At 53.3% G+C, this 15,108-nt stretch carries 8 protein-coding genes; 1 reads left to right on the top strand and 7 read right to left on the bottom strand.

All coding sequences use genetic code 11. The features are described from left to right. Positions 1–109 precede the first annotated feature (109 nt). The 5 genes from L855_RS12595 to L855_RS12575 all read right to left on the bottom strand — a co-directional run bounded on the left by L855_RS12595 (position 110) and on the right by L855_RS12575 (position 6,479). Positions 110–1,696, bottom strand: coding sequence for an iron uptake porin (locus L855_RS12595; RefSeq protein ID WP_159788523.1), 1,587 nt, complete (start codon positions 1,694–1,696; stop codon positions 110–112). A 610-nt stretch (positions 1,697–2,306) separates the two neighbouring features. After that, complete coding sequence (locus L855_RS12590) at positions 2,307–3,986, bottom strand: iron uptake porin (RefSeq protein ID WP_246198844.1); 1,680 nt, start codon at positions 3,984–3,986, stop codon at positions 2,307–2,309. 196 nt (positions 3,987–4,182) lie between these two features. Continuing rightward, positions 4,183–5,196: a pentapeptide repeat-containing protein gene (locus tag L855_RS12585; protein WP_159788521.1), complete on the bottom strand. Its 1,014-nt coding sequence runs from the start codon at positions 5,194–5,196 to the stop codon at positions 4,183–4,185. A 135-nt stretch (positions 5,197–5,331) separates the two neighbouring features. Then, positions 5,332–5,997, bottom strand: a complete 666-nt coding sequence (locus L855_RS12580; RefSeq protein ID WP_159788519.1) for a hypothetical protein — start codon at positions 5,995–5,997, stop codon at positions 5,332–5,334. Between the two features lie 98 nt (positions 5,998–6,095). Continuing rightward, complete coding sequence (locus L855_RS12575; protein ID WP_159788517.1) at positions 6,096–6,479, bottom strand: hypothetical protein; 384 nt, start codon at positions 6,477–6,479, stop codon at positions 6,096–6,098. Positions 6,480–6,775: 296 nt separating this feature from the next. Between L855_RS12575 and L855_RS12570 the strand changes: the two genes are divergently transcribed. Continuing rightward, complete coding sequence (locus L855_RS12570) at positions 6,776–8,365, top strand: glycoside hydrolase family 57 protein (protein WP_159788515.1); 1,590 nt, start codon at positions 6,776–6,778, stop codon at positions 8,363–8,365. A 306-nt stretch (positions 8,366–8,671) separates the two neighbouring features. Here L855_RS12570 and L855_RS22865 read toward each other — a convergent pair whose 3' ends face one another. Together L855_RS22865 and L855_RS12560 are read right to left on the bottom strand one after the other, a co-directional pair. Further along, positions 8,672–10,042 (bottom strand): adenylate/guanylate cyclase domain-containing protein, encoded by a 1,371-nt coding sequence (locus tag L855_RS22865; protein WP_219729913.1) that lies wholly within the window; start codon positions 10,040–10,042, stop codon positions 8,672–8,674. A gap of 123 nt (positions 10,043–10,165) precedes the next feature. Then, a complete protein-coding gene (locus L855_RS12560) occupies positions 10,166–15,073 on the bottom strand; it encodes a WD40 domain-containing protein (RefSeq protein ID WP_159788513.1) in 4,908 nt (1,635 codons plus the stop codon). Positions 15,074–15,108: the final 35 nt, after the last annotated feature.

The raw sequence follows: 15,108 nt of genomic DNA, 5'->3' as shown, positions 1-15,108 counted from the left end.
CCACCAAAAAAGCGGGCTATATTAGCCCGCCTGCTAGGTGTTGAGAGAAAAATGACATCCATAGCAACCTGAGTCACCATGGATATCAAGCTTTAGAAACTGTTAAGACTTAGAAACTAAAGGTCGTCCGAATAGTCCCGACCCATTGAGCTTCGTTATTGCTGTTATGTTCTGGGTTCGTGACCACGAAGAACCCAGGGGTAATGGCAATGTTGTCGCTGAGGCGATAGCGATAGAAGGCCTCAATGTGTAACGAGGTATCCGTATCCTCTTGTCCCAGCAGAGCCGGATCTGAGCGTTGAACCCGCGTCGCTTGAGGGGGAACCCCGACCACCAAACCAGCTAGATTTCCTGGACCGCCTAAATCCGGGGCCGTCAGGGCCAGAGCGTAGTTAATGACTTCAGCGCGATCGCCCGACTCAAAGCCATTACCATTATTTTGAGCATTGGCCCAAGTAAAGCCAACCCAACCGGATAGGTCGATTGCCCCAAGTCCTAAACGGAACTGACTTCCCAAGGTATCAGCCCCCACCGCCACATCACTCCCAAAGGGATTCGTGGCACGACGGCTCCCCGTACTACCCGAGAGGTTTACCTGTCCACCGGGGAAGTGATGGCGGTCATAAAAGACCCCAAGATTGAAGTTATTGGAGGGGGAGTAGGTGACGTTCGCAAAAACCCCCTGCTCGCCGTTGAAGAAACCATTTCCAGGAGTCGGGTTATTGGCATTTCCAGCCAGATAGCCTAAATCCAGCCCCAAATCTCCAAAACTCGCCTGTAATCCCACACCTGCACCGCTACTAAGACGGAACACGGGGTTGTAGCGACCAAAGCGAGAAAGGGCCCCAGCACCACCACTGGCGATGGGTGAAATGGCATCGGAGATATTCTCCGCACTCAGACCCGTTCCCGAGAGATAGCCTCGGATGTTATCTGTGATGGGGAAACGATAAGCCAGACGCGCTAACTCAACGCCATCAGTAGTTCCAGCAAAGCCCAGACGCGTCATGTTGGTGCCGGTGTTCCCGGTGCCAAAGTTGACCAAGTTGCGGTCTTGTAGACGGACCCGCAGGCGATCGCGGCCCGTGAAACTAGCATCAAAGTTGAGCCGGGCCCGATAACCAAATTGAGTTTGAGTTGGGTCACCACTGGACTCCCCAACAGCAGCACCAAAGGTATCCGAGAGGGCGAAAATAACTTCACCATTTAGTTTGGTGGTCGTAGAGAATTGATTGGCTTCGAGTTCAGCGGTGCGGGCCTCCAAGCCATCGACTCGGCCCCGCAGAGTGGCCAATTCAGCGGCAAATTCTTCCTGTAAGCGGCGAATCGTTGCTAAATCACTCGGATCGAGAGTATCCCCTCCACCCACAATGGCCACAATCTGATCCAAACAGGCATTCAGACCGGCAGCAAACTCAAAACGAGTCATGAAGTTGTTGCCCCGGAAGGTTCCATCAGGATAACCGGCGATACAACCATAGCGTTCTACCAAAGACTGTAACGCCTGAAACGCCCAGTCCGTCGGCTGCACATCGGAAAGCTGCGAGACGGATGTGACCTGGTCTAACGACCGCGACGAATCGGGGAGACTCAACTCCTCGACTGAGAGTTGCTGACCATGGGCAACGTTAGACAGGGTCAGGAGACTTAAAAGACTGGCACTTCCCGTTAGGGCGCTCCACCACAAATTAGACACGATTACTAGGTTCCTCGTTCACGATACTCACACGGACTTAAACTGCCATCACTCCAATACTGAGGGGTTAGCCTAAATTCGATAACGATTCTCATTATTGACTAGGTGACTCCCTTTGTAAAGACGCTGGTCGCGAATTGACAGCTTATTGAAACTTGATGGCAATAGCAATCATGGAATAGATGCAATCTTTTGTCAACTAATTTCTAGGACTTATTTCGATCTGCTGGGAGAGATGGCAGGTTGCCGTAACAGCAGAACCTGAGTTCAAACGACTTAAACGCTTGCATAACAAGAGGTGTAACCATTTCAGCTTTAGGGATTATGACCGATTGAAACCTTCCCGTCTCCCAGCACAGATTCGCGCAATCGTCAATAGTTTTGACTATATCTCATTAGTTGATTCGAGAAACCCCCAAAATAGTAAGACAGGTTGTCATACCTAATAAAAATAAATGTAGTTAACTCGATGTCAGAAAAAGGCGAGCTACAGGCCCGCCTAAACAGGGTGAAGGATTTTTGATGGCAATGGTCAGGTGACCAAGGACAACGGCAACGAATCACCCTCCTCTATTGCCATCGATGACGCTAGGGACAAGCTAAGGCTGCCCTAAAAACTGAAGGTTGTGCGCAGAGTCCCGACCCACTGAGCATCGTTATTGCTGTTGTGTTCCGGGTTGGTGATTACAAAGAAGCCGGGGGTAATCGCGATATTGTCATTGAGGCGATAGCGATAGAAGGCCTCAATGTGCAACGACGTATCCGTATCTTCCCGTCCCAGCAGAGCCGGATCTGAGCGTTGAATCCGGGTGGCTTGAGGGGGAACCCCCACAACCAAGCCAGCCAGATTACCCGCACCGCCCAAGTCGGGTGCAGTCAGTGCCAGAGCATAGTTGATGACATCGGCTTTATCACCCTCCTCAAAGCCACTGCCATTACTTTGAGCATTGGCCCAAGTGAAGCCAATCCAACCGGACAAATCAATCGCCCCCAATCCCAGCCGGAACTGGCCTCCCAGAGAATCCGACGACGCGGCTACATCAGCGGCGAAGGGATTACCGGCGCGACTACTACCTGTTCCACCGGCGAGACTCACCTCACCACCGGGGAAATAGTTGCGGTGATAGGAGACCCCTAAATCAACGTTATTTCCCAAGGCATAGGTTAAGTTGGCAAACGCTCCATGTTCACCATTAAAGAGACCATTTTGGCGTTCAGGATTATTGGCATTGCCGGCAAGATACCCTACATCTAAGCCAAAATCACCAAAGCGGCCTTGAACGGCAGCACCTGCACCAGAAGCTAGACGGAATAGGGGATTGTAGCGTCCAAAACGGGAGATGGCCCCGCCACCACTACTGGCTTGAGGGGAGAACAGATTGGCAACATCATCCGCGTCAAATTTACCGCCGATATAGCCTCGGAAGTTATCACCGAGGGGGAAACGATAATAGAAGTCATCGACGACAACCCCGCCGGTATTGCCCGCAAATCCCAGGCGGGTCATGTTAGTGCCGGTGAGGCCGCCTCGGAAGTCATTGATATTGCGGTCTTGCAGGCGAACCCGTAGGCGATCGCGGCCCGTAAAACTGGCATCAAAGTTAAGGCGAGTCCGATAGGCGAATTGAGTTTGCGTGAGATCCTCACCGGCACCAATGGCATTGCCAAAGGTATCGGAGATAGCGAAAATGGCCTCCCCACTCAGTTTGGTTGTCGTGGAGAACTGATTGGCTTCCAGTTCAGCGGTGCGGGCCTCCAAGCCATCCACCCGACCCCGTAGAGTGGCTAACTCCGCCGCAAATTCTTCTTGTAAGCGACGAATGGTGGCTAAATCACTGGGATCGAGGGTATCGCCCCCGCCAACAATAGCCACAATCTGATCTAAACAAGCATTGAGACCAGCGGCAAACTCATACCGGGTCATGAAGTTGTTGCCCCGGAAAGTTCCGTCGGGATAGCCAGCGATACAGCCGTAGCGTTCAACCAGAGACTGCAACGCCTGAAATGCCCAGTCAGTCGGCTGCACATCCGATAGTTGCGAGACGGAGGTCACTTGATCGAGGGAGGACTGACGAGTCCCCAAAGAGAACTCATCCACCGTCATAACTTGAGACAGATGAGCAGGGGTCGCCTCATCATCCAACCCTTTTGTCAGGGTTGGGGTGATAGTTTCTCCATTCTGCCCTAGGGAATTGGCATCTTTGGCCATCACATCGGTTGCCCAAGACAGTAGCAACATTGCCAATAGAGCCGGGGAAAACCGGAACAGAAAACTTGTTGAATGGGTCACGTCTTTTACTCTCACACCTTTTATGATTGAAGTCTCTACAATAACCCACCTCAATCTGCTGGTCAGTCGCTTGAGCAACAGTGAACTGTTACCGCGACTACCAGTGAGGATTAGGTTACCCAAGACTAGCCTCAGCCTAAGTTATCAGACATAGGTTAACGGAATATTATCCTCAGTTTTTCTGATGAAAAAGGTATTAACTGGCGGCAACAAACTGAGATTGCAGAGCCTGTTCGTAACCGCGACTTCGGAAAAACTTAACCCCCTTGAGATTTGCCCCCTCAAAGTTGGCATCCGTCACATCGGCATAGGAGAGATCGGCATTTTCCAGATTAGCCCCGCGCAGATCGGCTCGGCGTAGATTGGCCCCGCGCAGTGTCGCTCCCACTAAACTGGCATTTTGTAGCTGAGATCGACTCAAATTGCCATAATCTAGCTGGGCCTCATCCAGCGTCGCCTCCTTCAACGTCGCCTCACCCAAATTTAGACCCATGAAATTCGCACCTTGCAAATTAGCTCGACTGAAGTCTGTACCATCGAGATAGTCACGCCGTTGACTGAAATTCACCTGGGATAGATTCACCCCAGCAAACTGGCGTACCCCTCGCTGGTACTGTTTCCAGAACTCATCAGCCGAGGCCACCTCCGAGGCCCTGTCCGGGGCAACCGACTCAGACGTACTCTCAGACGGATCACGCTCACCCGTCTCCTGTGATGCTTTGACAACTCCCTGAAGCATCCCCGTGGCGACTCCCGTTCCCAGGTTCTCCAGATTGGCCAAGGCTCTGGCCACCTGAGTCGATAAGGTGCTGATTTGTTGCTGAAGTTCCGCCACCGCAACCATCGGCTGTTGGGTTTGCACTTGTAACTGTTGCAGTTGCTCCTGAACCGCTAATAAATCCTCATTAGCTGTTGTTTGCACCTCGTCAGGAGTCAAGCTAGCCTCATCTCGCACTCGGGACAACTCATCCTCAAACTGACGTTCAACCTCTAGGCGCGTTTCCACCACGCGATCGCCCAAACTGCGTTCGAGTTCTTCCTCGTGACGTTGACGATTGACAAAATTCATCACCAACGCCAATGCCAGCGGGGCCGACACATAAATCAACTGTTGAAACGCCAACCCCGCTACAGTGCCTAACACCGCCCCCACGAGGGATAACCCCTCCACAGAATCCAGCCAGGTCGAATTTGAAGGTTTCCGTGTCATCTATCTGATGCTCCTTGCTGTCTAATGTGAATCTCAAACTATGAATCGTGAGAGTGGGAAACGTGAAAGTGGGAAACGACGGGCTAGGGAGAGTAGTCTTCCTCCGAGACCCCTAGCAGCCGTGATGACCTATCACTATTGGGCTTGTTGTTGAGCATATTGTAAATTGGCTTGATAGGACTCAGCCCGATTTTGAGCCACGTCATATTGGGGATGATCCTCAGGAACCGCCTGCATTTGGGTAATCGCCGTTTGCCAGAGTTCCGCAATTTCCTGCCATTCCTCCGCAGACTGAGCCGCTTGCGTTTTTTCCGAGGCTTCAATCGCCGCACTGACTCCCAACGCAAAGGGATCAACAGCCGTCTCTGCTTCAGTTTCATCAGGAGCCGTATCCCCCGGCTCAGCCTCATCCTCCGAGTCATCTAAAGGAGAGATAAACTCCAGATTCCCCTCACCATCCCGCTCAAAGAACGGTAACCCTTCGAGAAGTTCCGGGCGATTGGTGTAGACATAATAGCCACCCCCGAGAACCAACAACACTAAGACGGCCAAAACCGCCGCGATGGTCACTCCCGGTTTCTTTTTCTCAGCCGCCGCTGCGTCCTCATCCGCCTCCTCGTCGTTGTCCTCCTCATCTCCCGCTTCGTCGTAGTTGTCCTGATAGAGGTCATCATCATACTGATCCCCGATTTCTTCCTCAAATCGCTGATCTAAGCCCTCATCGACAAAGGAGTCTGCCCCCATCGGAGGATCTGGGAAATCGGTATTGGAAATAGCAGAGGGATCGTCATAGTCATCCATCCCCAAATCGTATCGGAGGATCTGGGAAATCGGTATTGGAAATAGCAGAGGGATCGTCATAGTCATCCATCCCCAAATCGGGATCATCGCCGTCCTCATCAAAGGGGTTGGCGTTGGCTAAAACAATCTCCTCCTGCCAAACTGGGGTTTTGATCATCGCCGTCCTCATCAAAGGGGTTGGCGTTGGCTAAAACAATCTCCTCCTGCCAAACTGGGGTTTCTTGGCCCACCTGACGGCCATAGACTTTGACCCGCTCAACCCCTTCTACTTGTAGTTTTCCCATACCGTCGCGGACAAACTCAACGGTTTTACTTTGATGAGGGACGACATCACCTTCGAGAAGGACTTGTAAACAGCGATTCTTGAGGGAGGCTTTGACGGAAATCCCTTTCGCTTGGGTGGAGCGATTCATTAGGGCGGCGATCGCCTTGGGATCGCCCTGTTTCGCTTGTTTGAGTAACTTACCAGGGGTTGCGCTCATAAGAGATTGCGAATCAAACGCGGAGTGGACAGCACAGAGGACGGTCAGAGGCAGAACAGCTCGGAAGGGACGGGGACAGGAACCGACCCCCTTAGGCCAATGCCATGTTGATTTAATCATATCCTCTCCGTCCTTGCATCGACGACGAGAACTCAGTTAACAGCTATTTTTCCAAGGTCGACTCGTCAACTATGATGATAGGAATTAGATTTCAGGAGCGATCGCCCTCCTGACTAGTTTCTGTTATCGCCCCGGGCTGTTTTGCTGTTCACTACTCATCTCCCACGATAAATCCTATGGTTACTGGCTACGTTTCTCTCGTCCTCCATGCCCATCTTCCCTTCGTCAGACACCCTGAGAGTGACTACGTCCTAGAGGAAGAATGGCTCTATGAAGCCATCACCGAAACCTATATCCCCCTACTGCGGGTCTTTGAGGGACTCAAGCAAGATGGCATCGATTTTAAGATGACCATGAGCATGACCCCTCCCCTGGTGTCCATGCTACGAGATCCCCTCTTGCAAGAGCGTTATGATGCTCACCTGGCCCTCCTCCAAGACTTGGTGGAGAAGGAAATCGTCCATAACGAGCATAATGGACATCTGCGCTATCTAGCGGAACATTACGCCACGGAGTTTGCTGAAACTCGCAAAACCTGGGAAAAATACCAGGGCGACCTGGTGCTGGCCTTCAAGCAATTCCTCGACAGCAACAACCTAGAAATCATCACCTGTGGCGCTACTCATGGCTATTTGCCCTTGATGAAGATGTATCCCCAGGCCGTCTGGGCCCAGGTGAAGGTGGCCGCTGAGCATTATGAGGAAAACTTCGGCCGTCCTCCCAGTGGCATTTGGCTGCCCGAATGTGCCTATTTTGAAGGCCTCGAGCGCATGATCGCCGATGCGGGCCTGCGCTATTTCCTCACCGATGGTCATGGGATTCTCTACGCCCGCCCTCGACCCCGTTTTGGTACCTATGCCCCCATCTTCACTGAAAGCGGGGTGGCGGTGTTTGGCCGGGATCATGAATCCTCACAACAAGTCTGGTCCTCTGAGGTGGGATATCCCGGTGCGCCAGAATATCGGGAGTTCTATAAGGACTTGGGCTGGGAGGCTGAGTATGACTACATCAAGCCTTACATCATGCCCAACGGCCAACGGAAAAACACGGGCATCAAGTACCACAAAATCACGGGACGGGGGCTAGATTTAAGTCAGAAAGCCCTCTATGACCCCTATTGGGCCCGGGAGAAGGCGGCGGAACATGCCTCGAACTTCATGTTCAACCGGGAACGTCAAGTTTCCCATCTCCATGGCATTATGGGCCGTCCGCCGATGGTGGTGTCTCCCTACGATGCGGAGTTATTTGGTCACTGGTGGTATGAAGGCCCCTGGTTTATCGACTATCTCTTCCGCAAGTCCTGGTATGACCAGAATACTTATGACATGACCCATCTGGCAGATTACTTACGGATGGAACCCAACCAGCAAGTTTGTAAACCTTCCCAGTCGAGTTGGGGCTTCCGGGGCTTCCATGAATACTGGCTCAATGATACTAATGCCTGGGTCTATCCCCATCTGCACAAGGCTACGGAACGGATGATTGAACTGAGTAAGCGTGAACCGGCGGATGAGTTGGAATGGCGCGCCCTCAACCAAGCGGCCCGAGAACTGCTGTTGGCACAATCGTCAGACTGGGCCTTCATTATGCGTACAGGAACCATGGTTCCCTATGCGGTTCGCCGGACTCGCTCCCATTTGATGCGCTTCCACAAAATCTATGATGATGTCCAAGTCGGCAAGATTGACTCAGGCTGGATCGAGAAGGTCGAAGCCATTGATAATATCTTCCCGAGCATCAATTATCGGGTCTATCGGCCGTTGTAGGGAATAGGGAGGAAGAAGGCAAGAGGCAAGAGGCAAGAGGCATGCATAAGGGAACACCGGAATAGGGGTGAACCCCATCCCTATCTCTATATCTATCTCTCTCCCTCTCTTCTGCCTCTGTGTCCTCTGTGACTCTGTGGTTCCCCCTCTTGCCTTCTCTTCCCCCTTTTTTTGCTTCAAAATGTAAAGTTTTGTTAATAGGGTTGCGGGGTCAGACCCCCCACCGCTATAGTGTGTTTAGTAGATGCACCCTGATGGCAACGCCCAGATTTCGGTCTTGGGCGTTTTTTTTTGGCAATTTTGGAGCTAACGGGAGTTGAATCGCTCTTCAGATGAGGGTTTTGGAGATTTTTTCAGGAGGAGGTAGGTGGGGGTTTTGCCTTTGCCCTTAATCTCGATTTCGCCGCGATAGTCCAGGTGATAGTTCTGTTTGAGGGCCTGATAGGTTTCCTGGGTGACCTGGATGCTATCGGGTAAGCCGTGGGATTCCATGCGACTGGCCAGGTTGACGGTGTCTCCCCAGAGGTCATAGATAAACTTTTTCAGACCGATGACCCCAGCCACCACGGGACCGATCGCAATCCCCACGCGCATCGAAAAGGCGGGATAATCCTCCTGTTGGTGCTGCTGATTGAACTGAACTAAGGCGTCTCGCATATCTAAGGCCATATCGGCGATCGCCTCGGCGTAGTCGTCTCGGGCCTCGGGTAAACCAGAGACCACCATATAGGCGTCGCCGATGGTTTTGATTTTTTCGAGTCCATGGAAATCGGCGAGGCGATCGAACTCGGAAAAAATCTCATTCAGCAGTTGCACCAGTTCCGGGGGAGAGACTTTACTCGATAGCGCCGTAAAGCCGACGATATCGGCAAATAAGACCCCCGCATGACTGAAACTATCGGCGATCGCCACATATTCCGTCTGTTCTTTCAGTCGTTGAGCAATGGTATGGGGCAGGATATTCAGCAGAAGCTTTTCTGAACGCTCCTGTTCCTGGGCAATACGGTGATAGGCCTCTTCTAACTGCTTGCGGGCCGTAAAGTCCGATCGCCGCAGTCGTTCGTAAAGATAAACAGATAAATTGCAGATCACACAAATCCAACCCAAATAAATCCATAGGCCTAAAGACCCCAGGTTTACCAAGGGAATCTGGGAGGGAATCTGAAACACCTGGTTCAAGACCAGATAGCTTCCCAAGGCGATCAGTTGCGCGAGACTATGCAAACGCCAACGTACGGGAATTAAGGTGGCCTGTCCCAGAAAAATAGCGGGCCAGACGAGAAGGGACGGTTCCAACAGACCCGCAAGGGCCCGCTGAACCAAGGGAATCAGGCTAATGGTTCCCGAAAAGAGTAAGAAGACTCCCCCACTATGACGTTGTCCCCAGGGCGATCGCACCAGCAAGCCACAGACCACCATGGCCATCAAGGTACTCAGTTGCGTTGTCAACCACATAGGGTCAAACGCCTCGGGGTCGAAGTATAAATTCCACAGTTCCAGGATCAGAAACGAGACATAGACCAACCCCACCAACCAGACCCCCAAACTGAGACGATGACGGACAAAGCGATTACGCCAAGTCTCGTACTCAGGAATTTTGGGTGAACGGTAGCTAGCACAGGTTTTTAAAAATGTCAATATACCCTGGAGATCCCGTCGCCATCTCAATTGATTCATAGATTTGCCAGGCAGATACCCTGATGTGGCTCAGGCTAATCCAAAACAACATACCCTTTTAGGGTAGTCGCGATCGCCGACCTCAGGGTCAGACCCCTCAAAGAATGCCCATGGCCTTGAGTTCTAATCGGGGCGACAGGATAACCCCTCCCCCGCCTGCAAGGGAACCCCATGATTGAGATAGTCGCCAATCCAAGCACAGCCTCGCTCAAATAACGCCTCAAAATTGCCCAAACTCGGCAACAGCCACAGGCGCACCGTGCCATCCTTGCTCGCCGACGCCACCACCTCCTGCCGAGGTGAGAACAACACACTCAACACACTATCCCCATGGCCCTTAAACACCTCAGTATTGACAAACTCCTCCTGGCCCTCATCGAACTGCCAAAGCCGCACCGTGCGATCGTCACTGCCCGAAACCAGTTGCAGGGGCATTCCCTCAGGACTAAAACTGACCCAATTCACCCGAGCCGTATGACCTTGCAACACCTGATTCAACTCCCCATCCAAAGTCCAGAGGCGAATCCGATTATCTGAACTGGCCGAAGCAATCCAATCCCCCTCAGGGCTAAAACTGACCCAATTCACAGACCCCGTTGACCCCGAGCCACTTTCTAACGTCGCCTGAAGCGCTCCCTCACGACTCCACAGCCGCAGAGTGCGATCGCGACTGGCGGAGATCAACCGAGTCCCATCAGGATGCCAAGCCACACTATTGATAGCCTCATCATGAGCCTGAATCGTCCGTTGTCGAACCCCATCGGCGACTCGCCAAAGGACTAAAGTTCCATCATCCCCAGCCGTAACTAAACTGCGACCATCGGGACTAAAACTAGCCGTGCGCACCCCCTGGCCCGGCGACCATACCCGCACTGCTTCCGGTTCCCCGAGTCGCCATAATCGCACCGTATCATCAGTCCCTGTCGAGACCAAAAACTGACCATCGGGACTAAAACTCACATTCAGAACCATATCCTCATGGCCCAGCAAACGCTCAGACCGCTGGCCATCCAACGTCCAGAGTTGTATCGCTCCCCCCTCATGAGCCGAGGCTAACAAATCTCCCCCAGGGGAGACGTCCACCGCCCAAACTTCCCCCTGTTGCGCCTCTAAAACCGTCTCCACCTCTCGCCGAATCTGCCAGAGGCGCACCGTGGTATCGGAACTAGCACTGGCTAAGCGTCCCCCATCGGGACTAAAACTGGCCCCCCAGACAGCATCCTGATGACCCCGTAACTCCCGCAGTAACTCCCCGTTGGCAGTCCAAATATAAATGACTCCCTCAGCGGTGGTCGTAGCCATAAACTGGCCATCGGGACTAAAGACCAGATTGAGAATGCGACTCTCACTCACCGCTGTTAGGGGTTGAATCTGTTGATAGTTGGGGCCGCGCCGTAACCAGACATTGCCATTCGCATCACTGGTGGCTAAGGTTGCGCCATCGGGACTAAAGTCTAGACTGGTAATACCACCTTCCTGAGGAGGGAGCGTCTGAAGTAGGGTTCCCATCTCACGATTCCAGAGTTTAACAGTCCCATCCCGACTCGCCGTGGCAAAGCGATCGCCGTCGGGGTGGAAACTCAAGCCCAAAACCCAACTGTCATGAGCGGCGATAGTTTGGTCTGGGCCCTCCTCCCCAGTCCAGAGGCTCACCTGGCCCTCCGCATCGGCGATCGCCCAAGTTTCACCATCCGGGGCAATGGCTACCGTCGTCACCGTCGCTTCCCCATTTTGTAAAACCTGTAATAACTCACCATCACGACTCCAGAGTTTGGCGCTGCGATCGTCACTTCCGGTTAAAATCCGTTGTGTGTCGGCACTAATACTTAAACTGGTGACGGCCTTATCATGAGCGGCAATCCGCTGAAGTAGGTTTCCATCACTGGCCCAGAGGTCGAGGGTATTTTCTAACCCCACCGTAGCCAAAAAACTGCCATCAGGACTAAAACTCAGATCCAAAATGCCCTTGCTGGGACTATCGATGCGATTTTGCTCAAAGGTCACTTCTAGGGACTGTTGCAGTTGCGGGACGATTTCCCGCAGCAGTTCCGGTTCCGAGGGGTTCAGTTCCTTGAATCGCTCCCCAGCTCTGAGACTCTCTAATAGGGCGGAAAAGGAATCCGGGGGGGTCAGGGGTAAATAGGCTCGTGCAGCGGCATTACGGGCTTTAATTTCGGCGATCGCCGCCGTTTTTTGGGCGCGGATAGCCAGGTTAGCCACCACCGCCAGCACCCCAGCCCCCAATAAGGAGAGTACGGCCCCGAGAATCCAAAGTCGTTTCATCCGAGCATCGGTTTGTCGTTGCCGTTCCTGGGCCTCGGTCAGTTGTTGTAGAATCGCCTTCTCCTCATGAAGCCGTAGGTTCGTCTCCTGTAAATCCACCTTAGCTTGCACATCAGCCCGCTCCCGCGAGAGGCGAATAAAGGACACCAGGTAATCATGGACCAGTTGAAAACGGGGTTCAGGGGCTTCTGGAAGTAGGGACACTAACCCGGATTTAACGCAGATGTCTAACATCAAATCCAGGGACTGGGGGGTTTGGCCGGAGTTTTGGGCCAGTTCGGAATAGGCCTTAATGGGGCGATGTCCCTCTTTATTGGTCAGACGATAGAGCAGATGACGGGCCGCCGCTTCGTTCTCGGGCCCGCAATCTTGGATGACATCTTCTAGGAAGTCTTCCACCAATTGCTGTTTGGGGTTTTTCCCCAGTTGTCGGTATTGGTCGAGATGGGTGATGTGGTGGTGTTGTAGCTGAGCGCCAATGAGTTGCAGTTCAATGGGGCGCACATCGCCGGATTCTTGGGCTAAATCTTCGACGATCGCATCAATGAGCGCGGGTTCGAGGTCAAGGTGGGGGCGGGTTTCACTGAGGTGGCGAATTAGGTGACGGGTGTCGTCAGGGGAGAAACTGCGTAGGTAGTAGAGGCGATGCTGATCGAGGAGATTATGGTCGACATCGCTGAGGTTGAGGTGGCGATCGCACTCCAGCAGACAGTGCATATAGTCTTCTCGGAGGGATAGCAGCACTTTGACATAGGAAATATCAAAGCAGGCCCGCAGGAAGTCGTAGAAGGGTAGCCGTTGCTCAATTTTGGTGTTGGCAAAGAAAAATTCCTCAAATTGGTCGAAAATCAGCACGATAAACTGATTGCGCTGACTGGCCCGTTCGAGGGCCGCCAAGAGATGTTGCTGGGATTGGGTCTGGGGATTGGCGGCATCGATATCGAGGGATTGGGCCAGGTGTTGTCCGAGGCGATCGCTCCAATCATCGTAAACCCGTAGGACAATCGGCAAGGCGGTGCGCACACCAATACTGGCCCGTTGCAGGGCCGGAACCAATCCCGCGTCAATGAGGGAGGTTTTGCCGACGCCAGAGGGACCGTAGAGGGTAATGAGTTTAAATTCAGGACGGGCCAACCGTTCCCGAATGGTCTCAATATCCTGTCGGCGGGGTGAGGCCAGGATTTCCGGGGCGACGTGACCGGGTTTGGCGGCGGCGGCGGAGGTGAGAGTATATGGGAAATGTTCCCGTTGTGGCTTGAGTTGACCGGCACCGATAAAGGCCCGGAAGCCATATTGTTGTTCAATCGAGCGTTGCCGCTGTTTGATTTCAAAGGCGGCGAGATGCTGTTGATGCAGGGTATAGCCACTGCGCAGGCGATCGAGTAGTCGCAGATAGCAATGGGGGTCAATTTGGTGGGCGGAGTCTTGCAAAGCTCGGGGGAGGTCTGCCAGGGCCATTTGTAGGTTTTCCTGGGCGCTGTGGGCGCGTTGGAGATGCTGCTGGGCGCTCACAAGCAGCAGGCGAATTTCCTGGGTGATTAGGTGTTGGAAGGGTGGGGGGAAGGGACGTTGAATATCCAGTTGGGCCAGTTGTTGTAGGGCGCGATCGGCCCAAGTTTGGGCCCGATACCAACGTTCTTCTAAACAGGCAATTTTAGCCAGAAAGCCATAGTCGAGGGCCAGGTGGAGGGGGTCGCCATAGGTTTTATGGAGGCTGATGGCCCGGTGGGCCAGTTGGCTGAGATTGTCCCAATCTCCTAGCCGGTGCAGGGTTTCCCCTAAAAGGGGCAGAACTTTGGCGACGGCTTCGGCTTGATGGTTCTCCTCGAAGAGATCAGCGCAGCGTTGCAGATGTTGACGCGCGGTGTCTAGGGCGGTTTCGGCGTCGGGATGGCTGTGGTGATCGAGGCGGCGGCTGTCATGATCGCGCAGGGCCACCAGACCCAGATGGAGATGGAGAAGGGCTTGTTTTTGTAGGGTTCTGGGGTCTTGGGGCTGGGTTTGCCAATAGTGGAGGGCGTTGAGGAAGTGGCGGCGGGCGGTGTCGAGGGGAATGCGGGGCCGTTCGTAGGCGTTGCGCCCTACGAGGACTTGGACTTGGGCGGCGAGTTCGGGGGTGAGGCGTTGATGTTGCTGTTGTAGGGCTTCTAGGGCGCTGCGTAGTTCTTCGCGATCGCGGTCTTGGGTGAGGGTGGCGTTGGGATGCCATTGGATGCTCTCTCCTTGGAGGAGTCGCTGTTCGAGGCGATCGCTCTGCTGACGCAGTTCTTGACGCAGTTGTGCGGGGGAGAGGCGGAAGTGATAGGTGGTTCCCCAACTTTCAAAGTCGGGAACGAGCCGGATTAGTTGTTTGAGGAGGCGATCGTTCACCCACAGCAGCAAGGGACAGGGAAAGTATTTACGAAATTCCTCGCGGACGGGATTGGCTGAGTGCAGAAGGCGATCGGGGTCGTTGACGGCTTCTAGTCCACTGAGGGACAGTACATCAGGATGATGGGGGGTGCGATAGGGATAGAGGGCGTGAAAGAGGCTACAGGCATTGGGCTGGATTTGAATGTCCTGAATTTTCAGGGATGTGCTCTGTTGGAGATGCTGAAGCAGTTGAGAGCGCAGGGTTTGGTAGTTACAACGGACAAACATGAGTTTGAACTGCCCCTCGGCGGCTTCAAGACAAAACCGAAGTTCAGCGAGTTGATTGTCTTGAACTTCGGGGGCAGGAGTGTCAGTTGGAGAAACAAAACCCATCATTTTTGTTGATTTTTAAGGGTGAATCGTGAAGGGGC

This window comes from Sodalinema gerasimenkoae IPPAS B-353 (assembly GCF_009846485.1).
In the GTDB taxonomy this organism is placed as follows: domain Bacteria; phylum Cyanobacteriota; class Cyanobacteriia; order Cyanobacteriales; family Geitlerinemataceae; genus Sodalinema; species Sodalinema gerasimenkoae.
This window is presented reverse-complemented; position numbering and strand designations above follow the sequence as displayed.